The sequence below is a fragment of the Sphingobium sp. SA916 genome (genome assembly GCF_002894065.1).
Taxonomy (GTDB): Bacteria; Pseudomonadota; Alphaproteobacteria; order Sphingomonadales; family Sphingomonadaceae; genus Sphingobium; species Sphingobium fuliginis.
Genome location: NZ_LXYF01000052.1, coordinates 72,087 through 94,511 on the forward strand (window position 1 = coordinate 72,087; position 22,425 = coordinate 94,511).

Annotated in this window: 16 protein-coding genes; 2 read left to right on the forward strand and 14 right to left on the reverse strand. The window is 60.5% G+C overall.

The window, feature by feature from the left end:
- Window positions 1-100: 100 nt before the first annotated feature.
- From A8G00_RS16430 to A8G00_RS16440, 4 genes are all read right to left on the reverse strand, one after another.
- Window positions 101-685, reverse strand: a complete 585-nt coding sequence (locus A8G00_RS16430; RefSeq protein WP_103001183.1) for a hypothetical protein — start codon at window positions 683-685, stop codon at window positions 101-103.
- Window positions 682-1,443, reverse strand: coding sequence for a division plane positioning ATPase MipZ (locus A8G00_RS16435; protein WP_146032609.1), 762 nt, complete (start codon window positions 1,441-1,443; stop codon window positions 682-684). The genes A8G00_RS16430 and A8G00_RS16435 overlap by 4 nt, the downstream gene beginning before the upstream one ends.
- A 148-nt stretch (window positions 1,444-1,591) precedes the next feature.
- Window positions 1,592-1,771: a MinD/ParA family protein gene (locus A8G00_RS24850; protein ID WP_146032610.1), complete on the reverse strand. Its 180-nt coding sequence runs from the start codon at window positions 1,769-1,771 to the stop codon at window positions 1,592-1,594.
- A gap of 95 nt (window positions 1,772-1,866) precedes the next feature.
- Window positions 1,867-2,319, reverse strand: a complete 453-nt coding sequence (locus A8G00_RS16440; RefSeq protein ID WP_103001185.1) for a hypothetical protein — start codon at window positions 2,317-2,319, stop codon at window positions 1,867-1,869.
- Window positions 2,320-2,474: 155 nt separating this feature from the next.
- On the opposite strand from A8G00_RS16440, the gene A8G00_RS24855 reads away from it, so the two are divergent.
- On the forward strand, window positions 2,475-3,974 hold the full coding sequence (locus tag A8G00_RS24855; protein WP_146032611.1) for a hypothetical protein: 1,500 nt from the start codon (window positions 2,475-2,477) through the stop codon (window positions 3,972-3,974).
- A complete protein-coding gene (locus tag A8G00_RS25920; protein WP_103001186.1) occupies window positions 3,898-4,290 on the forward strand; it encodes an AlpA family phage regulatory protein in 393 nt (130 codons plus the stop codon). The genes A8G00_RS24855 and A8G00_RS25920 overlap by 77 nt, the downstream gene beginning before the upstream one ends.
- A 130-nt stretch (window positions 4,291-4,420) precedes the next feature.
- Here the strand turns inward: A8G00_RS25920 and drmC are convergent, their stop codons facing one another.
- The 10 genes from drmC to A8G00_RS16495 are packed head-to-tail and all read right to left on the reverse strand — an operon-like array spanning window position 4,421 to window position 22,392.
- A complete protein-coding gene (drmC, locus tag A8G00_RS16450; RefSeq protein WP_103001187.1) occupies window positions 4,421-5,182 on the reverse strand; it encodes a DISARM system phospholipase D-like protein DrmC in 762 nt (253 codons plus the stop codon).
- Window positions 5,182-7,023, reverse strand: coding sequence for a DUF1998 domain-containing protein (gene drmB / locus A8G00_RS16455; RefSeq protein WP_103001188.1), 1,842 nt, complete (start codon window positions 7,021-7,023; stop codon window positions 5,182-5,184). The genes drmC and drmB overlap by 1 nt, the downstream gene beginning before the upstream one ends.
- On the reverse strand, window positions 7,020-11,000 hold the full coding sequence (drmA, locus tag A8G00_RS16460) for a DISARM system helicase DrmA (RefSeq protein WP_103001189.1): 3,981 nt from the start codon (window positions 10,998-11,000) through the stop codon (window positions 7,020-7,022). Before drmA ends, drmB begins: the two co-directional genes overlap by 4 nt.
- A gap of 21 nt (window positions 11,001-11,021) precedes the next feature.
- The gene (locus A8G00_RS16465; RefSeq protein WP_103001190.1) at window positions 11,022-12,017 is read right to left on the reverse strand and encodes an O-methyltransferase; all 996 of its coding nucleotides are present in this window, start codon (window positions 12,015-12,017) and stop codon (window positions 11,022-11,024) included.
- Between the two features lie 3 nt (window positions 12,018-12,020).
- Complete coding sequence (locus A8G00_RS16470; protein ID WP_103001191.1) at window positions 12,021-13,436, reverse strand: ATP-binding protein; 1,416 nt, start codon at window positions 13,434-13,436, stop codon at window positions 12,021-12,023.
- Window positions 13,437-13,445: 9 nt separating this feature from the next.
- Complete coding sequence (locus A8G00_RS16475; RefSeq protein WP_103001192.1) at window positions 13,446-17,546, reverse strand: type IIL restriction-modification enzyme MmeI; 4,101 nt, start codon at window positions 17,544-17,546, stop codon at window positions 13,446-13,448.
- The gene (gene drmD, locus A8G00_RS16480) at window positions 17,543-20,665 is read right to left on the reverse strand and encodes a DISARM system SNF2-like helicase DrmD (protein WP_103001193.1); all 3,123 of its coding nucleotides are present in this window, start codon (window positions 20,663-20,665) and stop codon (window positions 17,543-17,545) included. Before drmD ends, A8G00_RS16475 begins: the two co-directional genes overlap by 4 nt.
- Window positions 20,662-21,087 carry a very short patch repair endonuclease gene (locus A8G00_RS16485; protein WP_216365629.1) on the reverse strand — a complete coding sequence of 142 codons (426 nt, stop codon included), beginning with the start codon at window positions 21,085-21,087 and terminating at the stop codon, window positions 20,662-20,664. Before A8G00_RS16485 ends, drmD begins: the two co-directional genes overlap by 4 nt.
- A complete protein-coding gene (locus tag A8G00_RS16490; RefSeq protein WP_103001195.1) occupies window positions 21,059-22,153 on the reverse strand; it encodes a DNA cytosine methyltransferase in 1,095 nt (364 codons plus the stop codon). The genes A8G00_RS16485 and A8G00_RS16490 overlap by 29 nt, the downstream gene beginning before the upstream one ends.
- Window positions 22,150-22,392 carry a helix-turn-helix domain-containing protein gene (locus A8G00_RS16495; RefSeq protein WP_103001196.1) on the reverse strand — a complete coding sequence of 81 codons (243 nt, stop codon included), beginning with the start codon at window positions 22,390-22,392 and terminating at the stop codon, window positions 22,150-22,152. The genes A8G00_RS16490 and A8G00_RS16495 overlap by 4 nt, the downstream gene beginning before the upstream one ends.
- Window positions 22,393-22,425: the final 33 nt, after the last annotated feature.

Consider the following 22,425-nt stretch of genomic DNA (forward strand, 5'->3'; position numbering starts at 1 on the left):
GAAAGCACACTCAACTTAAACCCGCAGCTATCTGCGGACGGAGCCGAAGGCGGAGGGGAGAGCCTGTCAGCACAACATCGTTGAACTGACGGGCCTTCAATTACTGATTTGCGAGGCGGTCGGCGTATTCCGCTGCACAAATGCGGGAGTCGCTGCGGAACTGTTCCACGCCGTAATCTGCAGCTTCGGCGGCATTCCGCTGTTTGATCGCTGCTGCTCCGAAGACGGCATCAATGCAGTGATTGAAGTTGATTTCCGAGATTGCGTGGTGGCGTACTTCAGGACGCGAGAGCCACCATTTGGTGCTGGCCCCACCAGTGACGAGGCCGAAGATCAAAACAAACAGCATCCAAAACGCGCCCCAGCGATAAAGGCGCGCCATCGCATCCTGACTATCGACTGGCATCAGATCGCGAAAGGCATAAAAGGCAGTTTCTGCTGCCTTCTCAACTCGTTTTGGAAGATCTCGATGAACGGTCTGTTGCGCCACAAATGAGGCCTTCTGTACGACTTCATCAATTTGGCGGATATGTTCTAACCGGAAAATTATCTCAGCAAGAACCCCCGGCGAATCCCGCATTCCCACAGGAAGGCGTCGGAGAAATTTTTCCATTTTGACGTAATCGTCGGAACTTGCTTCGCGCTCCAACAGATCACGATACATCTGTTCGACAAGTTGCCTCATAGGATCAACCCCGACTGAATGCAAAACGGACGAAAGGCTCGAATGACGTCGTCCCACCACAGCTCAAAATCGACCTGTTCGGATACGCTCAGGGTCAACATCGACAGATCATCGAACGGGCAACGTGCACGCGCGATCTTCGTACGAGGCCGAATTTGCAGCGCCGGAACGAAGGTCTCCGACGCGCCGGCCGCGAGCAATTCGTCACGAAGCTCAGACTCGTGCCACAGCACGAATGAGCGGGGACTGTCGCCGAACCGACCATTCATCACTATTAGAGTTTGCTCTGGAGGCGCGAAACCTTTGACGCGGTTCAACAGGGTGATGCCGTCTTCCTCCTCATCAATCACCCAAACATGCAAAATGTCGCGATTGAGCTTTGCTACGGCCCGATGCACCCGGTGCATCTCGCGCTCCATCGCGTCGCCGACATTTCCGGGCATATCGACCAGGAGGACGGCATTCGGAGGGGCTTTCTCCCACCCATCAAGAAGCAATCCCCAACCATCCGTATGGCGAAGATAGGCCCGCGTCACCGGCATGACGCTACGATAGTAGCGATCCAAATGCGCGTTGCGCGCATCGCAATCGAAACCGATGACGAGGTAGCCGGCTGACCGGAGAAATGCGGCCAAAATACGCGCGATGAGAGACTTGCCGATTCCACCCTTGTCACCATTTACGACAATGATTGGCAGACGTGTTGAAGTAGTGAGTGGGGGAAATTCAGGGCAAATCGATCCTGTCTTTGCAGACATAACGTGCACTCCTCGAAAAAATTTGATCAATGTGGTCGCTGATCGAGTTGATGAGCGTCCGTGCCGGAAGCGCAGAGCGCCTGGCCGGAGTTGTTCAATCCATGCCGGCGCGGGTTATCTGCCAGCTAGTCTGCGCTTGCCTGAGCTTTCAACGCCATTTCGGCGAAGGAGCTTGTGGCAGGCTAGTGCGAGACAAACGGATAAAATTTAAGGCCTTGAATGACTTACCTACGCCTCCTTTGTCACCGGTGACGAAGATCACAGAGGGCCCTTCAACAGCATGAGGCTCACGGCAACTGGCAGCATTTTGATCGATAATCATGGCCATGATTTTGAGTCCTGTTGGGCGTCATTTTGAAAGAATGCGGGCAGATGACACGATCAAGCCGCCCGCCATTTTGATGGAGGATTTAGAAACGAGAATTAGTTCGGCACCATCACATCACTGTAGAGATCAGCGTGAGTTGCGCGCTTGGGAGCAATAACGCTGTGAGCGCTGCTCACATCCGCGGAGACTGAAGTCCTCGAAGCGGTTTGCTGCCGTGGATTCCGCGTCGAGACCGGCTCGGCATCGACGGGCACATACCGCTGGCGCTTCCTCGGCCGCTTCAGCGCGGTTTCAGCGCTAACCGCTTTCAACTCCTTGCGACCAGCGGCCAGCGCCTCACGGAGGATCGACGGCGTGACGCGGGCAGCCTCCATCCAATCTCTGGCCTTCTGGTTGGCGACGATCGACGGCAGTTTCACCCGAGGGTTCGCCGCCAGTAGAGCCTTCACGAACCGGGCGGCCGCTACCTGCGGCGCGGCAAGCAGCTCGCGATCTGCGAGCAGTTCACGCGCAACTTCCGTACCAAGTTCCGCTTCATCGTTAGTCATCTTTACGTCCTCATCTAAACCGAACCACTGCGGCTCGATGAGAACGACCTTAGACAGAGATGGAGGGACGCTTCGCGGTATACGATTCCGATTTTAATCAGACCTTTAGGCTCTTCCGCCACGAGGCTGGGGCCAATCCACCGGAGCAAAATTGAATGTTCGAAGATCCCTCAAAGTTTTTTCCACGCGGCTTTGGAGCCGATCCGGTGGACATGGGGATGATCCTTGCGATTGTTCGAGACGTCGTTCTGCGCGTCCAGACGCATGGGATGGACCGAAAAGCGTTTCTAAATCGTCTATTCAGAGAAACCGATCTCGCTAGTTTGCCCATCGGACACCTGATGGACCATCGCATCCGAATGCCACGCGATCTCGCTCTTAGCCTTCAGGACAAAGATGAAGACTACATTACTGAAATTTTAGATCACATGCTATGTGTCCGCCCTCATATTGAAGGCCGAGCCCTTGTTGCTAAAGCTCTAAAGATTGAACCACGGGATTTGGCATCGAATCTTATTAAGATCCGTGAACAATCTCTGTCACTTTTTGTCGACATAATCAGCGGAAATTTAGACGACGCCCTAACATTGATCGCAAGTTCAACGTTATCAAGGAAAGATCTAGCTGTAGCAAAATCATGCACTGCAGACCTCCTGGTACTTTATTCGATGTTCGAAATGCAAGTCATTGCAGCACGAGCCGTGGCTTTGGATGCGGGCAAATTTTTACCCTTCGGCTACACTGACATGGCAGAACGTGCTTCGTTTAAACTCGTGTCTGACATTATCAACGCGTATATTTACCGATATGAGCAGAATACGCGAAAGATCAATAAGCTTACATTGATTCGGGGACAACCGCCCGTGCTCGCTCAAAGATTTAATGAGGAATTTGCGAAGCAAACCGCGAGCTGTTTAGGCCTTTCTGAGACTGATCACGACGACAGCTTTGGTCAAATCAGCAAAGAAATCTATGAATTTTTCGTGGAATTGAAAAAATACCTCGTTGGCGCTGAATCCGATCCGTCGTTTAAGAGTTCGCCCAAAATCGGTATCGATCGTTTCAAAAGCACAGCCGCATCTACCTACTTCTTTGGAGTAAGCATAGGAATTCAGCTCGCCTTTGCTGCCCACCGGCTGGTTAACTTATCTAGGAGAAAAAAAGATCTGATATCACCGGATAGAAAACAACGCAAAATCGCCTTTGGCGCATGGCTTGCAGCGGATCTTCCGGCCAAGAGGCAGGATGATGCCAAGTCAATTCTTTTTGTTGTAAGGACGCTTATCCTTAGTGACGATCAAGCCGGCACCGGTTTTGCCTCCAATGGCGACGCGCTTGATCTGCTGCCCCAAATGAAATCCCACGATCGTGACGGCAACGTGGCCGGTATATCCCTTCTTAAGGATGCTAAAGAAAGTTACCTCATGAAAAGCGCTGTTAATCGAGACCCTGCACCGCTCGAAGATGCGCTAGGTTTAGTGGGGGTACAAGAGCTGGACTTGCTGCCTGACTACCGCCTGGGATTAAATCTGCTATCATCTACCGCGAAGCGCGCCAATACCGAGCGTAAGGTTGGGCATGACCAACGTCCGCGCAATAGATATACAATCGTCCGCCGCTCGCGAAGCAACCCAAAAGCCCCGAGCCGATTCTGACGAATTGGTGGGATTGGTGTCGCGCTTGGCGCAAGCTCTTGGCCAACTTCCCGCCAAAGAGCGGCAAAGCCTTATTTCCACGGTTCTTCCTATATGCCTGTCATACCGGACTCCGTCGGGGCCGGACGTCCCGACGAGCAGATCTACTTCGGCTTTCCTGCGGCTTCCGGAAGTTATGCGCCGGACAGGACTAAAAAGGTCCACGTTATACAACAAAATTAGCGCAGGCTCCTTTCCGGCACAAATTCATATTTCATCAAACTGCGCTGGATGGCGAGAGGAAGAAATAAACGAATGGTGCTCAAACCCGAGGTAGTTTGTATGAGCTTGAAACCGTGGAGACCTGCTAACCGCGGGGCGATAAGCCGCAAAATATCTGTGCGGACCGAAGCCCAAGCATAGTCACAACTCTGCTGATGTTTCAAATCCCATCTCGTACCATGCTTTTACGCGGGGTGGATGATATTGGTCTTTATCAACGCGTGCAGGTGCTCCCGTAACCGAGAGGGGACATGACCGCCGGTCACGAGGATACCTGCCTCCATGTTCTTTTCCAGCGCATGACCGGTGAGATTAGCGCTCGTCAGGAAAGCCATGGCATCGTCGGCGACGGCGACCTTCGCGTGAACCCGGCCGTTGGTGAAAGGGTGTGGGCGATCCGTCCAAGCATACAATTTGGCTGATGGAACCGCGCCTCTCATCGTCGCTACTGGATCGACGAGCAGGCTACCGCCCTGGGTCAGGGAAGCCTCGACGAGAATCCTCACCTCGACTCCTCGAAGGGCCGCTGCGTTGATCGCCGCTATGATCGAGGCAACGTCATAGGCAACGAAGCTCACGATGAAGAGCTCTTTGGTAGCCTGCTGGATGACATCCAGAAGCACCTGTTCGGTACGGCGCGGCGCGACGAATGGCGTCATTGGCCCGGTCCAGACCAATTCGACGGCGCAGTCTCGTTGCGTGCGCTCTCGAGCATGGGCGGCGCCCATCAGCATCCCAGCGACGAGCTCTCCTGATAACTTCGCGGCCTGCCACGTCCCGATGAGCGACGCCAATGCCGCCCGGGCTGCCGGCGTACCGACGACTTTTTGGAGGTCTTGTTCTCGCCCCGGCGGCAGACCGTCTCGTAGCCGTGACGCTATCGCGTCGATTTTCGAGGGCGGCAGCAAGGCCACGAGTTCGGTGACTGCATCCAGGAGCGGTTCCATCAGCTCCCCCGGAAGAACGCGGCGTTTGGATTTTCGAGCGTCGGAACCACCAACGCACGGTCCAAATGCCGATTTCCCCGTTCGCAAGACGTTTCCGACACGAAGGAGCAGGCGTGGCAAGCGGCTCCATGCAGCGATTGATCTTTACTGGGATCGTGTTCGGAGCACAGGGGATCGGAGGCGCAGACATGCGCTCGATCCAGTGCCTGGCGAAGCAGCCTTCCGAGATTCTCGGGCTTGCCCAATTCAACGAGACCACCGAGCGTTCCATCGGAATCGGCCGCCGCCGTGTAGATCAGGAAGCCGGCCTGGTCCTTCGCTCCTTCCACCTCCGCGTATATCCGTTCGCGGATGCTGGCGGCATTGTACCCACATTCGAGGGCCAACTCCCTGACCAGCATATGCGCCAGGGTATGGAGCATGACGTATCGCGCTCCGGGATAGCCCTCTCGCGGATCGAGATTCCGCTTTTGACGCCATCCACGATGACCAACGCGCAAGCGCGCATCGACCTCTTTGACCGCATCCTCATCGGCCCAGGCTTTCAGAGCATTGGCATCGAAGCGGATGAAAATGCCTTCGCCGTGAACCTGCGTCGCAGGCGCCCAATCGGGAGCCGAACGCCCCAGCGGAGCGCGAGGCGCCGCATCGTCACCCGATCCTTCGTCCGGGGACTCGACGCGGGTGAAACCGAGCAAGGCATTCACCTCGCGCAGCCGCTCCAGAAGCAGGACGCGCGTGATCGCGGCCTCGAAGCCTTTCGGAACCCCGACCTTTTTGCTCATGAAATGCGGGTAGTCGGTCGGCGGATCGTCGGCAGTAAGAACTTGCCACTCCGGCTCCTTGAGGTCGCTCGGGCCGATGTCCGCGCCTCCGTTCCGGTGGGCTTCGATGGCGGCCCAGATCTGCTCGCTGGTGAACTGCTCGATGCCGGGGAGCTGAGCCGTTTTCTTCAGCGTCTTGACCACGAAACCGACCTCATCGGCCGAGGAAACGTCCTCGAAGAAGGTCCAGCCGTCGCCGACGAGCTGCGCCAAGGGGCTGCCCGTTTGAGGAATGGCGAGGACCGACAACGTGACTGGGAACCAGCCATTGGTCGCGCCGAGCAGGATCGCCCGCGGATCTTCAGGGCAGTCATCGTCGAAACGATCGATGTGGGGATGCCGCCCGCGACATGCTGGCAGGTTGTCTCTACCGGCCTGACCGAAGGCTTGGGCCATGTTCTTCGATGCGCCACAAGCATCGCATTTGACCCAGAGATTCTCGGTTTGCAGCGATGCGCCGCTCTCGAAGAACCGCAGCGTCCCACGGCAATCGGATGGGCCACCGTGAACGAACCAATGCCACGAGAAATCGTCCAAGTGTCCTGCGCGGCAGGCCATCAGGAAACGAGCCGGCACGGCATCGGCGTCTCGGGCTTTTTGATCGTTGTTCGATCCGCGACATCCCTCATGGACAAAGCGCGTCAATTCCGGCCGGTAGCGGTTTTCTTTCAGCTTGAACAAGCCGGCGTCGAACGGCGACAGCAAACCGCATTTCACGCAACGCAGCCATCGGGGAAACGGCTTCACCGGAACACCGACCAGCGCTGCGGGCGAGAACGGATCGACGACATCCCGGTCGCCGAGCGGCGGCATACGCAGAGATTCCACTTGGGGGCCAAGAACGCTTCGGACGTTCGCCAGCAGCCGCGCCTCTTGGATGGGCTGGCATCGATCCTTTTCCCAGCGATCGATACCCATGGTGACGACCGAGAGGTTGGGTAGATCGATCAAAGCGCCGGGGCCGTAAGTCCACAAAAGCTGGCTCGGACGGATTTCGCCTACGGGCGTTTTGCTCATGCTTCACCCCCATCGGCCGGAGCGACGCGGGCTCGCCATGCAGGATCATTCGTCGAGCGCGAGTCTTCCATCACCAACCTCACGCCGGGCTCGACCTCCCGCATCGACATCGGAACGGTCCAATCCGTCCAAGGCTTCACGCCCGGCGTTTCCAGCAGGGGATAGGCCGTCGGGCCAGCCCCGTATTTCTGATAGACGAGCGTGCGACCTCCGACGCCGGCCTCTTTGGCCCAATCGTCGGCGCGATGCTTCAGCTCTTGTTCGGTGAGCGCCTTCTTCGCCGAGTCCTCCGTGACCTCCCAGGTTCGTTCGGACACGAGGCCGATCGTCGTCGTCATCTCCGGCCGACTCGGGCTGTTCATCGCGCCCGCGCCCGTATTCGGCGCGAAGGGATCGTAGGTATTCCGCATGATCGACAGCATCGCCCCCGTGAGGCCGCGATCCAGCGCTCGCGGAGAGAATGGCGTCACGGATTGAGCTTCGACGTGTTGATAGAAGGTCGCGTGGTAGTGCTCGAACGTCTCGTAGTGGGAGAGGTCGCGCGGGCGTGCCCAGGTGAGCACAGTGGCGACCAAGCCCGGCGGCGAGCGCCCGACGCGGCTGGTCGCCTGGATATACTCCGCCGTTCCTTTCGGCTGGCCATTGACGACCATCACGCCGAGACGGTTCACGTCCACCCCGACCGACAGCATGTTGGTGGCCAAGACGACGTCGATCGGGCGCGGATCGCCGGGAGCCCGGTTCTCGACCCATACGCCCGTTTTGGGGTCGAGCGACCCATTGAACGGTATTTCGAGCTGATCGAGGTAGCGCGGGATGTCGTGGCTGGAGACGCGAGAGGTGAGTTCCCGGACGTCATCGACGCGACGTTGCGACAGCCCCGGGCGATCGACCAAGCTCATGTTCACGCGGAAAGAGCGGGTTTGCACGTCGTCCTCGGCGAGGCGTTTCATTCCGCCCAACTCGCGTAGTGAATTGAAGTAACCGACGAGCGTCAGGTAGGGGTCGGCGACCGGACCGAAGCGATCGAAGAGGGCTTGTGCGGCGGTGAGGAAGGCCGTGTAGGTTCGGATCAAAACGGCGGGCCGGGAACTGCCGGGCGCGCAGATACCCATGTAGCGGCGGCCAGGCTTCTCATCGATGGCGCGCTGAACCGAAAAGAAATTATCCTCGACGTCGAGGCCGGTGGGCGGAAAGACCGATATGCGCCGCATGAATACATTGCGCACCTGATCTTCGGCACGTCGAACGGTCGCGGTCGATGCAACGACCTTCGGCCGAACTTTCGTGTCGCCGAGAAGCCAGGAACTCAGCTCGTCGACGGCGCTCTCGTAGAGGCCGACCATGGTGCCGAGCGGCCCGCTGATGAGGTGAAACTCGTCCTGGATGATGAGATCGGGAGGCCGGACGGCGGCGCGCACCGGCTTCACCCTCGCGGCGGAATGAGCGCCACGCGCGCGATGCCCGGTGCCGCAATCGTGTCCCGGCCAGAGTAAGCCGTGACGCTCGCATTCTTCATCGACCCGGCCGAAAAGAGTTCGTACCTCCGGCCGCCAGGCCATCATGGCGAACTTGTCGACGGTGGCGATCATCATGGTCGGCGGGCGATGATAGATTTCCTCGTCGACCACCTTTACGGGCAAGCCGGGATGCGGGCGGCCGCTGGAGCCGGCCCGCGAAAATTCGCAGGCGCCGAGTTTGTCGCCGCAATGGATGAGGGTTCGGCCGACTATCCGGTCTACCTCGATGTCGCGGCCCGCCGAGATTTCGGAACCGCACCAGGGGCAGCTCGTCAATTGCGCCGGCGAAGCGATACCGGATCTGTTCCGATCGCCGTTCCGTAGCGCCTCGATCGCTTGGTGGGCATCATCGGTTCGGCCCGGCGTCACCCGATTGCCAACCCACAGCCCCAGCGAGAAGGGCTCCTTGCCCCAGAGCTTCTCGTCGGCGCGACGGATCACTTCCATTGCGCATAAGAGGGCCGCAGCGCGCTGAAACTGTTGCAGGGTCAGCAGGCGCAGCGTGTACCGCATGATGACGGCCAGACCACGGGAGGCATCAAGGCCGCCGAGGTCGTCCTTCAATCGGCGCATCGCCATGGCGAAGGCCGCCACGCCCAAATAGGCTTCGGTCTTGCCGCCGCCCGTCGGGAACCAGAGGAGATCGGCGAAGGCTTCCGCAGGCTTCGTCCGATCGGGATGCGCCGGATCGGCGAGGGACGGCACCGACAACAGGAGGAAGGCTAACTGGAACGGGCGCCAGGACCGATTCCTCGGGATGTCGACCTGCGCGACGTCGGCCGTCTCGCCGCGCCTGCGTTTGAGCGCATAGAGGCTCCGCACACGCTGGAGCGCCATCGACCTGTTGGCGAAGCGGAACGCCGATAGCGCCGCACCGTCGGAAAAGAGCGTGTCCATTCCCTCGCGCAGGCGGCGCAAGGTCTCTTCGCAGCGGGCGATCACGTCCTGCCCAGGATCATCGAAACCCGTGATCTCGGCTTTCAGCCGCGTCCTCTGTTCACCGATCCAGACGGCATAGTCGTTGACCAGGCACGACAGGGCATCGCGCAATTTCTGAGGCTCCATCTCCGCGAGGCGGCCCATGTCGAGCCACCCCTCATTGACCATCCGGCGCATGGCCGGGCGGTCGTCCGGGTCGAGGCCCGGCGTTTCGGTGACGGCGACCTCATAGCGCGGGATGATTTCCGTGCGGAGGTGTGAAGCCTTCGCGGAATCACCCGGCGTCGCGTCGGCATGGACGGAGACGCCGTGGCCCACGGCGAACTCCAGCCGGTTACGATAGATCAGGGCTAGGCGATCGCGCTCCGGGTCATCGACGACGATTTCGTTGGAAGGGCGCCGTCTGAAGATCGACGGATCTGCCGCGCTTTCCGGCGCGGCCACAGAGATTTCCGGCTGAAATAGCCAAGCGCGATCCTTGTTGTCGTCGGGCTCCAGTTGGCCGTTCACGAGGAACACGGTGACGAGGCGCTCCCCTTGGGCGTTCGTTCGGATCGTCCCTTGAAGCCGGACTTCGGGCTGGTCCCGATCCGGCGTCGCGGGGCGTATCGGCCCGTCCTTCAGCGGCAGGGAAACCACCCCACCGCACGGGATGCGCCGCCACACCCTGACCTTGGTTTCCTCCTCCCGGCCGGTTGCCCGGTTCTTGCGGGTCTTGATGACATCGTGCTCATCGCTCGGGACGCGCTCGTAGCGTCCCCAACGGACATCAGCGGCCAGCGACTCCATGCCCGGCGCGACGCAGAAGGTGAGCCCCATGCTCGACGGCACGAGCGACTGATTGTTCGTGGTGTCGATTTCGTCGAGGGCGTCGTCTTCCGGCTCCACCCGACCGGAGACGCTGGCGAACTCGGCGCCGGGTTCGTGGACGGGCGCCGCCCGCTCATCCTCGATGTCGCGAATTTCATCCGCGCCGGCCGCAGGCTCGATGGCGACGGTATCCGTGTCGCCCGGCCGTCGAGGCGCGAGCTTGCCGACAAGGTAGCGGTCACGGACGCTCATGTCCTTGATAAGCTCGTGCGGCCCGCCGGCCGGGCCGAGAAGATCGTCGCGGACGGCTATTTCGAGCAGATCGCGCACATATGCGACGTCCTGGACGAGCGGAACATCGGCGATCGAAATGCCGTCCAGTGAAAAAATGCCCGTCAGATCTTCCGGCCGCAGCCGCGCGATCGGGCCGGTCGGCAGCGTCAAGCCGAGGCCGGACACAGTGCCCGACGTGCGGAACGTATGCACATGATCGAAATAGATCGTCGTGGTGTCGAGATCACCGCGGATACGTAAAATCCGTCCGGCCCATGTCAGCGTGCCATCGGCTTCGGCAGCGACGATCCAGTGCCCTTCATCGACCGCCGAAAAGGTCGAACGCTCGCCGTTCAATCGAGCTACGCAAGGGCCGAGCCTAGTCGGTTCTTTGGCCAGCCAACTCTGCACGTCTGGATCAGTGGTCAAGGTCATGCGTCGCCCCCGAATGCATCTCTACAGCTCGACGCGCGAGAAGTGTGGATAGATGCGGTAGAATTTCTTGAAGACCGTGATGGGATCTTCGCCCATGTCGGATTTGGGTAGTTTGAAGGCCATCTTCGCCCCAACCTCGTCGTTCGACTCCATCGTCAATCGCTCCAGCGTCGAAAGGGCGGGCAGGTCGAGACGATGGGGGGCATCCGGCGTGGAATTGAATTCCCACCCCTTCACGAGATCTCCAACAACGGAATCATCGGCAGCGCAAACTACGAGTGCTGCCGTCACCATTGCTTGGCCGTCTTTGTAGTGCGTGGCCAGCGCCCACACGATCTGCCGATCACGGAAGTTGAGCGCTTCCTTTTCGACCGCCAGCTTGAGAACGCGGAGCACGCTAAAGCCGAAGCGCTTTTGCGTCATATCCTCAGCGGATAGCCCACTCGGGAAGAGCTGCCCAACCCGCTCCTTGAATCGAGCAAGTCGCCATTCCTGTACGGTTGGCTTATCCTTGCGATCGCCCGAGGCCGCACCGTCAATCTCGACAGAGACCTCATTTGCCTCCGGCTTCCCGAGAGACTCAGGGTTTGCGTTGAGCGTTACTCGAAGCACGCTGCCGAGTGGAACGGTGCCGATCGTCCGCGCGAAGCGTTCGATCTGCGTGGTGATGCCCCTGGGCTCGGTGTAGTCGAACCACACGATCGCGGGCACCTCGAAATCGATCCCGTCCAGGTAATCTTCGAGCGTTTTATGGACACATTCGATCGACGCGACCGGGCGATTGAAGAGCTGGCGCTTGTGGACTTCCTCCTCGGTCTCGACGCAGGTCATCCGTTCGAGGCCGAGCCGGGCATGGACCAATCTGAAGTCTTCCAGAAAGGGGCCGCCGAGACCGACATAGTGGTATTTCTCCAACGATAACGCTGGAGCCAACCGCATCAGTAGTGAGAGGAATAGTTCCCGATCGACGGCCTTGTTGGGCCTCAGCCGGTAGGGAAGCGAAGATCCGGCGCTCATGTCTCAGCCGTCCTGCTTCTGGGCCTTGGCGAGTGTCAGCTCGAAGCACTTCTCACCCACGATTCCCGGCTTTTCGTCATCGACGTCGAATAGCATCTTGGAGACGAGCCGAATTTCCTCGGCGGGGCGCGAGAACACGAGCTTCCGCGACGACGGTGTTTTGCCCGGTGGTTCGGGTAGCACTTTCGCCTTTTGTGGATTGAACTCGATCTGGCTGTCGCTCTTCTTGATGGTGCTGCGCGCAGCGACCGATGCGATAGCCTTAGCCAAAGAGAGCGGCTTCGCATCCTCCCAGTAGTTCGACTGATCGACGCGCGGGTGGTTCTTCCACTGGTTGGTGTAGGAAATCCAGACCCGCATACCCTCCTTCATTTTCACCAGAGACTCGAGCCAGACGTTCGATGAGGTGTCGAGCGCGCGCTTGGTCGTCGTCACCGGCAACTTGTCGGCGCGCTTGGACCGAAACTCGACGATGCCGGTGAGGATGGCGAACTGCGGATGGTACAGCGGAATGCCATCGCCCCAACCGGTGAGGCGGCTCTTGTCGCCGACGATCACCGCGCGGTCGTTGCAGAGGACCGTCCAGCCAGCGGTCGCAGACGAGCGATCGCGCTCGAAGCCCGAGTCGTCATCATCGTCGTTGCCGAGGCTGCGTCCGGTGTTCAAGCCGACCGTGATCGACACCAGCACGTCGTCGATGGTCTTCTGAAAAACGAACGGCGCCGGCCCATCGTCGCGCTCCGACACCAGCACCTCGACGAGCACCGGCTCCACGGGTTTACCGTTGAGATCGACCTTGAGGCCCCACTGGAGAAACATCGTGAAATGTTCGGCAATGGCCGTGCGGACTTCGTTTTCGAATGCCTCGTTGGCGAAGTGTCTGGAGACGCCCTCGTATAGTTCATCCACACGGATCACCGTGCCGGGCTCGGCGAGCTTCTCGCTGGCTTCCGTCGGCTCGTTGATCGGTAGTGGGTCCCATCCCTTGGCTTCAAGCCAGGCAGAAGTGATCGGCACCTCGAAGGTGTCGTCGCCATAACGGGTCCGCACCAGCGCCTCGCGGCCCATCTTGAAGATGGCGCGTTTCATGCCGACGCCATACATGCCGATGGTCTCGGTCTCGGAGTCACGTTCGTCGTCTGGTTCGCGGCCCATCTTGAAGGCGTAGTTCTTGGCGACCTCGCGCGGGATGCCTCCGCAATTGTCTTCGATCGAGAAGTGGTCGGCGGCGAGTTCGATCTTCACGAAATGCTGCGTGTAATCGACATTGCCGCCGTCCGCCAACCGGAGCGCACCATCGAGACAATTGTCGAGAAGGTCGAGGATCGCGTCGGCGAGATTGATGTCGCGCGTCAGCATCGACACGAAGAACCGTTTGGTCGGGCTGGCCTGCGCCTGATCGTTGGTGGGTTTCGTCATCGGCTGGCCTCAATATGTTACTGGTTCAGAGGGACGGGCGCTGGCCGATGTCTCATCTGCTCTGGCATCTTCAAAAAGCAATCCAGCGTCTGAAGATGATCGACCTCTGCCCTTCCCGGATTTTGGGCGTTCTTTACCAGCGCCGGAAACTGGCACCGTCGCTTTATAGAGTTGGCGGTTCAGCTCAATGAGCTTGGCAAGCACGAGATCGCGCGTTTGCTCATCCAGACCGTGATGGCTGGAGCTTGCATCTCCATCATCGGTATCATCTTGAAAGCCATGAGCGAGGTCCAGATCACTCCAGCCGTAGGCATCCGCCACGCCGGCGTCGATGCGTTCGAGAAGATTGCGCATCGCGAGGATTTCAACGTCTCGGGAAGCAGATGAATGAACGGCGTTCATCGCGTCCGTCATGCCAGCCGAGTTTCGACGGCTCCATGAAACGAGAGTGTCCTGAAAATCTCTGGCTGCGGCGATGGCATCTTCAGGCACATACCCTTTTGGGAATGGGAACGTCGCAAGCGCTTCACTGACGGAGAGTGTCAGCGTGTTGTTGTCCCCTCCGAGGCTGCGAACAGAATAATTGCGCAGCCAAATTTGGAACATGGAACTCAAGCATATCGGATGGACGTTTTCGTTGGCCTTTTCCACGAGCACGACTTTGTTCGTATATATCCACTCCGTTGGCGCCAGAACGCAGATTGGATACTTTGCGGCCTTCGCAAACGCTATGAACTGGGGGCGGGGACGAAGCTGACGCATTTGCGCAGCGCGATGGTTCCAGAACTGCCACCACCGATCGACGAGACCCTTGTAACTTTTAAGGTCTTTCGGTGTTCGTGTGGGCAATACGATTTCGATGAGAAACCGAAAGGCGATCGGCCACTCGCTCTCAAGCGTTTCCAGCGGCAGGTCGGCGATGTCGAGAGCCCAACGCTCAACGCGAGTGAGTGAAGTGCTCGTGATGTCGTTGCCGGTAATGTAGGGGCGCAGCAGAGAGCCGGTTTCAGAGCGAAGGCGCTCGAACCAGGGATGTTCCTCGGTGAGGACGAACGCTAACCCCTTGCTATTATCGACCCCAGCAAAGGCGAACAGGGTGTCGGTGAGCGCCTTCGGTTCCCATCCTCCGCCGATCTCGGGTTGGAGTCGGGGACCGATTTTCTCACATGCAATGCCATCGCAGTTCCGAAGCCCGATCCATCCTCCCTTCCGAAAACACGCCATGGCGATCACGGTGGAGGCCGCCCCTGGCCACGGCATACCCTTGCGGGAGAAGTAGAAGTCTCCTTCGGCGGCTATACGTTCCAGCCCAACGGAAACAGCGCTGCCTTCGGCGATGTTGTTCGCCGCCAACAATCCATAGGTTCCACCATGTCTCAGAAGCGTGGCCGCCCGACGATGGAAGACGACCGAGAGGTCGATCTTTCCGGGCGCCACCTCCAAGATCATCTGCACGACACGCTGGTAGGCAGCTCCGTAGGTTCCCTTCCACAATCTATTGCCAAGGAACGGCGGATTCCCGACGAAAGCATCGAAACCACCATCGGCGCGGAGGAAAACCTCGGGAAATTCCAGCGGCCAATGAAAAGGACGTCCACGCTGTTCGGCGACAAAGTCACTCATGAGGTCGGACTGGGCCTGCGCCGCAAGAGTCCGGCAAGCGTCGGCCCCACCATCTGAAGCTCGGTCGGCCTCCGTGGAGAGGGCAGCGAGACGCTTTTCCAAGTCTCCGCCATTTCCGGTCGCGATTACGAGGCCGATGAAGGCGTCCGCGATTAGCTCCGACGTCGCAAGCGTTGCACTCGATTGAGCGTCGAGCGCTGCCATAGCCTCGACATCGCCGATGTCGCGGATGGGGATCGAACGAAGCTGGCTGCGAAGCGCGAGCGCCTTGTCGACGGCCGACCGGATCGTCCGGCCGAAAAGGCGAAGCTGCGCCTTGCCCTTTGGCTTCATTTCCAGCTCAATGAGTTGGCCGAGATCGTGGATGCCGAGCAGGCTATCGCCGCTGCGCAGGTTGTGATCCAGGAAGCCGAAAGGTCGCCCCTTGGCGAGCGTCGTCAGCCATAGCGACAGCTTGGCGAGTTCGACCGCGAGCGGGTTTTTGTCGACGCCGTATAGGGAGCGTTCGGCGATCAGGCGGCGCGCGAGGATGGCGCGCTCCTCGGTGTCGCGCGACAGCGGCTCGAAACCGGCCGTGTCATCCACAGGACGGATGCGGCCTTCGTCGTCGATCCGCCCGCCCGCCGCTTCCATGTTGGACCAGGCTTCGACAAGTCGGTCGGCGAGCCAGCGGCAAGCCTGCACGAGGAACGCGCCCGATCCCATCGCGGGATCGCAGACCTTGAGGTCGAGGAGTTCGTCGGCGCTCTTGAGCTTCCAATCCTCGCGCGCGGCGCCTTCGGCCGGGCCGCGATAGACGATCGGCGTCAGCGTTTCTTCGACGATCTTCTCGGTCAGGCTCTTGGGTGTGTAGTGTGTCCCGCTCTCGCGCCGGTCGGCGCCGAGGACGACGACGAAAGCGCTGGCGTGATGAACCAGCGGGTATCCCCACGGGTCGGTCCGTAGGAGTTCGGCATAGGGCAGGATGCGGTCACGCAAGGCTACATCGCCACGGCAGACGGTGAGCAGCCGCGCCGCCACGCGCTCGTCCGGTTCCCGGCTAATGGCGTTGCGAATGGCGGGCTCGGAACGCTCGCTCCGCTCCTTCAGGAGATCGACGATCCTGGCGGCGCCGTCGAGGCGCGCGGACTCGATCTCGCCGAGCGCCACGCGGGCGTTCTTGGCCTTGGCCGATCCTTCGAGTTCGAGCGTCACGTCATCGACGCGCTGAACCGTGCGTTCGAGGAGACCCTCATAAACGTGACCGATCTGTTCCACGTCGAGCGCGCGGTAGGACAGTGTGCGCCCCTCGAAGGTCTGGATTGCCTCCAGCAGCAGCAGGACCGTCCGATCGTCGATCGGCAGGGGCTCGGCGGGATCGCTCCGCCAGTTCGTGCCCTTCTTGCGGCCTTCGAGGAACGGGTAGCGATCCGGGTCGAAGAGCGAGCCGCCCATCGCCGGCAGCCGCAGCAGCGGATGGTCGATGCCGCCATAGACGCCACGGAACAGCGCGAGCAGCCGCGACCATGCCGAGCGGCGGCGTTCGAGTATCTCTTCGGTGTCGGCGCGCAACTGCATACGCAGGCTGGAGAGCGCATAGAAGGCGTCGTAGCGGGGATCGCCGAGCAGGAGCAGGCCGCGCTCTTCCGCCGCCAGCAGGAAGACGAGCCGCATCATGACCGTGAGGCCGGCCTCGTAGAGTTCCTTCGGATCGACGTCGTGCAGCAGATCCCGGTTGCGATCCTGGTCGGCGCGGTCGAGGGACTGGACCAGCACTTCCACCGCGCGACGGACCTGTTCACCGAGCGCGTCGGTCACGTCGCCCTGGTGCTTCAGCGACCGCTCGAACAGCGTCGGGAGCCTTTCGGCTTCCGGGCCGAAGAAGCGACGAACCCCGAGCAAGCTGACGAAGGCGCGTAGCGTCTCGGGCTCCTGACCCCAGAGGCGGGCATACCAACTGGCGAAGCTCGCGACCGCACCGGCCGGCGCATGAACCAGCATCCAGCGTTCGCCATTGGTCACGAGACCGACTGGGCACCCGACGGCGCGAAGCAGCGCCACCATGCGGTCGCCTGGCGTCGCGGCAAGCCCGTCGTAATTCCGGGTGGCGTCGAGGTCGGTGTCGGGATCGTAGAGCTGGACGAGCAGGAACGGGGCGTCGCCCTGGGTCGGATTAACGATCGCAAGGTCGGGCGCGATCGTGACGCCGTGCTCGGGCAGCGACACCTTCAGCCGCTCCGGCAATGTCGCGGCCCGGCGTAAGACCTGATCGTCCACCTCCAGGGCGCTCTGGAGAACCTCGTCGATCCACGCTGAATGGATCGCCGTCAGGTCGGCATCGTCGGCATCGACCGCATCACGCCATTCGTCATAGGCGGCACGCAGCCGCTGCGGGCGGCCGGAGGTCAGGGCTTCCAATCCTTGGGGAAGCACGTCGCGTAGCACGGGCACCGCGAGGAACGGTCCCGATACCTCGATGAGGTTGAGCCAGTCGTGGTTGGTGTTCATCGAGGCTGCCCCTTCGTCAAGGACTCGGGCACGAGCAGGATGACCGCGACGGGAAAGGTGTGGTCCCGGACATTGGAATACCTGTTCTCGATGGCGCGCACCTCTTGTTCCCGTTCCAGCGGAATACGGGCGAGGCGCGCTTCGAGAGCCGCGTGATCGCGTCGGAGCTGGGTGCGCTCATCCTCGGAAAAGAGTGAGAGCTGTTGCGGCTCGCGGTCGGCGACGAGTTCGGCCCGCAGGGCCTTGTCGAGATCGTCGAGCACCTGCCGGATGTCGTCGCTCTCCCGTTCCTTCCGGGTGTCGATCGAATTGGACAGAATGCGCAGGCGATCCTTGGAGCGCGCATCGACCGACCCCAACACGGAGTCACGCTGCTTGTCAAAGCGGGTGCGCAGCGCCGCGAAGGTCGTATCGGGCAATACGGCGGGGGCGGAATCCTGGAGCCATCGGCGCACCTCCGTCACGCGGTCTTCGCGGCGGAAGCCGGCGTCGCGCAGATAACCGCCGGCCTCGGTCAGTTCCTCGTGCAGGCGATGATGACTGCCGCCGGTGATGACCAATCGAGAAACCACGATGACGGCGGGGCCTTCGAGCTGGCCATCGGGCAAGGAACGGGCGGAGACGCGGTGGATCTTCTTCACGTCGTCCCGCGCCCAGATTTCGGCACGCAGAAGGCGCAGGCTCATCTGGACGAGGGGATGATTGAGATGCACCAGAACGACGTCATCGCGCCCCTTCGCCACGTCATGGTCGAACGTGATGGGGCGGACCTTCTTCGTGTAGGGATGTTCCAGCCCCTCCAGGCATCGAGTCCATGAACCGGACAGCGCCGGCATGGTGAAGACGGTTCCATCTGGAGCCCCGGGCAGAGACGTGGCCCCGAGGTCCGGTTTGTCCGAAAGGCGCAGTGCCGCTCTCACGGCTCGTTCGATGTGATCGGGCGTGAGATTTTGCTCGCGCTTGGTCTCGGCGAGGCGTTCGTGCAGCTTCGCGACCCGATCCCGGAGGTCGCGTTCGGCTCTGACGAAGCGCCGCGATTTTTCCATGCGGGCTTCGGCCAGACGGGTATCCAAGTCGCGCCGACGCCCCTCGATCAGGTCCGGGAGCTGTGGGGCGATGACCGGGTTGACGCTCCCCATGTCGGCCCGCATGGCGTCGAGCTTCCGAAGCGCTCGCAGGATGTCCTGTCCGTGATCGCCTTCGTCATCAACCGGATGCCAGATGACCACCTCGCTGGAGCGTTGGCCGTGACGGTCGATGCGCCCGTTCCGCTGCTCCATCACGTTAGGATTGTATGGAATTTCCAAATGGATCATCAGGTGGCAGTGGTTCTGAAGGTCGATGCCTTCGGATGCCGCGTCGGTCGCCAACAGGATTCTGACTGGCGATTCCGAAGGTTTGGCCTGGAACGCCGCCTTCACGGCCTCTCGTTCGTCGTGATCCATGCCGCCATAGATCAACGCCAGCCGATCGCCGCCGAAGCCGTGCGACACGAGCGTCTCTTGCATCCACTGCTGCGTCGTCCGGTATTCGGTGAACAGGATGACCCGCTCATTCGTCCATTCACCGCCCTCCTGGAGATGCTCGGCCAGCCACTCCAATATCGCGCGCGCCTTAGAATCCGCCCTGCGTGATGCTTGCTGCGCCCAGGAGCGCAGGCCTTCCAGCATCCGCCGCTCTTGCTCACTGGGCGGCCGGATGTGTTTGCCGACTTCGCTGAGCGCGTCGTCTTCCGCCGCCTCGCGCAATGCGTCGTCGGCATAGTCTTCTTCGGCCTTCGATATGGCGCGGCGAAGGATGCGATCATCCAGCTTGCGCCTGGTCTGGTCGGCCGACGAACGACCTTCGATCGTCGCAATGTGCTTTTCCAGCGTCGCCGCGAACGCGGCGGGCGACGATGCGAGGCGCTTGCGCAGCAATTGGTGGACGAAACGATCGACCGCTCGGGCACCGCCCTCGCCATTCTCGCGTGACGATATGTAATCGCCGAGAAGATGCCGGATCTGCCTCTCGTCATCTTCATACTTGATGGCGAGCCCTTCTAGACGCCGCACCGGGTAAAGTCGCTTGCCGTTCGCATCCACCAAGTCGCTTTTCAGCCGCCGCACCATGACCCGAGCGCGCTGGGGCTCGCTCGGCAGGACGTTTCGGGCGAAGCGTTGGTCGTCGAGCAGCTCGAGCAGAGCGGTGAACGACTCGGTGTAGCCGTCATGGGGCGTGGCGGTGAGAAACAGCTTGTGCTGGAAATGCGGCGCGAGCAGTCGCACCAAACGGGTACGGAGGCTCTCGACCGCATAGTGTCCGACCGTGGGCGCGATGTTGTGCGCTTCGTCGATGACCAGCAGATCGAATTTTCGAGGATAGGTGACGGTGGGCGGCAGCGCGTCCCGGAACAGGCGCAGCCCTTCGCCTTGCTTCACCCAATCCATCGACGTGATGAGGAGAGGGAACGAGGTCCACGGATTGGCATGCAGGCCACGTTCACGGCGCAGGCGCTTGACGAACTCGGTATCGACGATGCGGAAGTCGAGGCCAAATTTCTCCTGCATCTCCGTGCGCCATTTTTCCTGAAGGGACGCCGGACACAACACCAACGCGGTGCGGGCACGATGGCGCAGAAGCATTTCCTGGATCACCAGACCGGCTTCGATCGTCTTTCCGAGGCCGACGTCATCCGCGATGAGCAGACTGGTGCGGGCCATGTCGATGGCTCGCACCAATGGATCGAGTTGGAAGTCCTCAATGCTGACGCCGCTACGAAATGGGGCCTGGAGATAGGCCCTGTCGGCATTGGTGGCGGCGCCCCATCGGACGGCATCGAGGAACGCCTGTAGGGAGGCCGGATCATCAAAGCCGGTAATGCGCGGCAAGCCGGCTCGCTCAATGACGTGAGCGCCTGGCTCCAACTCCCAAAGGACTTCGATTTCTTCCCCGAGAGCGTCTTCGTCGATCGATCTCATTCGGATGAGATGGCGTTTGGGAAGGCCCGGTGCTGTCGATCCGCAATCGACCTCCGACACGATCCATTGCCTTCGGCGCGCCTCGACCAGCTGACCGGGCTCTGGAATTGTGTGATGAGCGATCTGCGTCGCTGCGCTGCTCGCATTTCCGATGATCATTGCAGCCCACTCCCGCCTCGAACGGCGTTTTCGATGCGTTCGGCTGCTTCGCCAGCGCGTTCATGAGTCCATACGCGGATGACACGCCAACCCAAAGCACCGAGGCGTCGATCGGTATCCGCGTCTCGGGCGCGATTAGCTTCAATTTTATCGCGCCAAAATTGCGCGTTGCTCTTCGGCCAGGATGCGTGCTCCGGGCACCCATGCCAGAAGCAGCCGTCGACGAAGACAGCGATCCTGTTGCGGGGAAATACGATGTCGGCGACGCGCCGCGGCTTGGTCAGCAGCGGGACTTGCAAACGGTAGCGCAACCCTCTCGCGTGTAGTTCCCTGCGCAAAGAGAGTTCGGCGTCGGTGCCCTTCTGCCGCACCCGAGCCATGCGGAGGCTCGCTTCATGCGACGAGGGGCTTACTCGCGACATACGCGGTGACTCCCTTCTTCGCCCGGTTCGTTTGCGCTCCGACGCCGAGATGCGTCACGATGCTTTGACCAATCGCTTCGCCGAGAGCGACAGGGACCGCGTTGCCGATCATCCGGCCCAACGCCTTGAAATGGGTCGGGCCATTATCCGCCACGAAGGCGTACTTCTTCGGAAAACCTTGCAGGATCGCCCCCTCTCGCAGGGAGATCGCTCGATCTTGCTCAGGATGGCCGAAGCGGCCGTTGCCGAAGCCATAGAATTGCGTGGTGATCGTTGGAGACGGATCTTCCCAGGTCATACGTCCATAGACGCCCGGATAGGTGCGCCCCGTTTCCCGCCGATGGCATTCGGCAACCAGGCGTTCCGGCCAATCACGCCACGTCCCGCCCGGGCGGGAAGCGCGAATGCGCTCCAAGTTTAAATCCGAAAGCCTGGACGAGATATGGAAAGCGTCATGGTCGTGGACCCTTCCCGCTTCAATGGCAGGCAGATTTCCGATCGCATCCTTGACGGTTCGCGGCTTCTTGTGGGTCGGCGAGATCAACTCGATGGGACCGATCAGGCTCGCCAGAATGACCATACGCCGTCTGGTTTGAGGCAACCCATATTGGGTGCAATCCACGACGCTCTTCCAGACATTGTAGCCCTGCCGCTGGAGGGTGGCGACGAAGTCGTCGAAGACGGCGTGTTTTTCGACTAGGGGAACATTCTCCATAGTCACGATGTCCGGGCGAACGGATTTGACGAGGCGTGCGAACTGATAGAGCAGGGGCCAGCGCGGGCTTGTGAGGGTGTCATAGCGCTGGGAGTAGGTCGAGAACGGTTGGCAGGGCGCGCAGCCGGCGAGAATCCGGATTTTGGCATTGCCGTAGAGCTTGTTCAGCTCCGAAGGCTTTACGTTCTTGATGTCCTTGATGAGGAATTGCGCGCCGTTGTTGGCTTCGTACGGGTGGCAACAGGCCGCATCGACATCAATGCCTGCGACGACCGGAACACCGGCCTGAATCAGGCCGTGCGTCAAACCACCAGCACCGCAGAACAGGTCGATGCACGCCACATCACTCATTTCTTGTTTCCCGACTTACGTTCGTCCGATTCTTGCGCGCTCTGTCTGGATTGCTCACTGCACTCATCAGACGCTTTTCCAGCCCTCACCCAAAAATCGACTTCGTCTGACTTGAATTTCCAAAGTCGACCGACCTTGTGAGCGGGCATTTCTCTTTTCGTTATCCAGCCATAAACTGTATCTTTGCTCACCCCTAGGTAGCCGGCGATTTCCTCGACAGACATCCAGCGATCAGACATAAGCGCCTTCCTTCAATCCGACCGGATTAGGCC

Bases quoted from the DNA above. Each gene is read 5' to 3' on its own strand.
- A8G00_RS16430 (WP_103001183.1), bottom strand. From the start codon at position 685: ATGAGGCAACTTGTCGAACAGATGTATCGTGATCTGTTGGAGCGCGAA.
- A8G00_RS16435 (WP_146032609.1), bottom strand. From the start codon at position 1,443: ATGTCTGCAAAGACAGGATCGATTTGCCCTGAATTTCCCCCACTCACT.
- A8G00_RS24850 (WP_146032610.1), bottom strand. From the start codon at position 1,771: ATGGCCATGATTATCGATCAAAATGCTGCCAGTTGCCGTGAGCCTCAT.
- A8G00_RS16440 (WP_103001185.1), bottom strand. From the start codon at position 2,319: ATGACTAACGATGAAGCGGAACTTGGTACGGAAGTTGCGCGTGAACTG.
- A8G00_RS24855 (WP_146032611.1), top strand. From the start codon at position 2,475: ATGTTCGAAGATCCCTCAAAGTTTTTTCCACGCGGCTTTGGAGCCGAT.
- A8G00_RS25920 (WP_103001186.1), top strand. From the start codon at position 3,898: ATGACCAACGTCCGCGCAATAGATATACAATCGTCCGCCGCTCGCGAA.
- drmC (WP_103001187.1), bottom strand. From the start codon at position 5,182: ATGGAACCGCTCCTGGATGCAGTCACCGAACTCGTGGCCTTGCTGCCG.
- drmB (WP_103001188.1), bottom strand. From the start codon at position 7,023: ATGAGCAAAACGCCCGTAGGCGAAATCCGTCCGAGCCAGCTTTTGTGG.
- drmA (WP_103001189.1), bottom strand. From the start codon at position 11,000: ATGACCTTGACCACTGATCCAGACGTGCAGAGTTGGCTGGCCAAAGAA.
- A8G00_RS16465 (WP_103001190.1), bottom strand. From the start codon at position 12,017: ATGAGCGCCGGATCTTCGCTTCCCTACCGGCTGAGGCCCAACAAGGCC.
- A8G00_RS16470 (WP_103001191.1), bottom strand. From the start codon at position 13,436: ATGACGAAACCCACCAACGATCAGGCGCAGGCCAGCCCGACCAAACGG.
- A8G00_RS16475 (WP_103001192.1), bottom strand. From the start codon at position 17,546: ATGAACACCAACCACGACTGGCTCAACCTCATCGAGGTATCGGGACCG.
- drmD (WP_103001193.1), bottom strand. From the start codon at position 20,665: ATGATCATCGGAAATGCGAGCAGCGCAGCGACGCAGATCGCTCATCAC.
- A8G00_RS16485 (WP_216365629.1), bottom strand. From the start codon at position 21,087: ATGTCGCGAGTAAGCCCCTCGTCGCATGAAGCGAGCCTCCGCATGGCT.
- A8G00_RS16490 (WP_103001195.1), bottom strand. From the start codon at position 22,153: ATGAGTGATGTGGCGTGCATCGACCTGTTCTGCGGTGCTGGTGGTTTG.
- A8G00_RS16495 (WP_103001196.1), bottom strand. From the start codon at position 22,392: ATGTCTGATCGCTGGATGTCTGTCGAGGAAATCGCCGGCTACCTAGGG.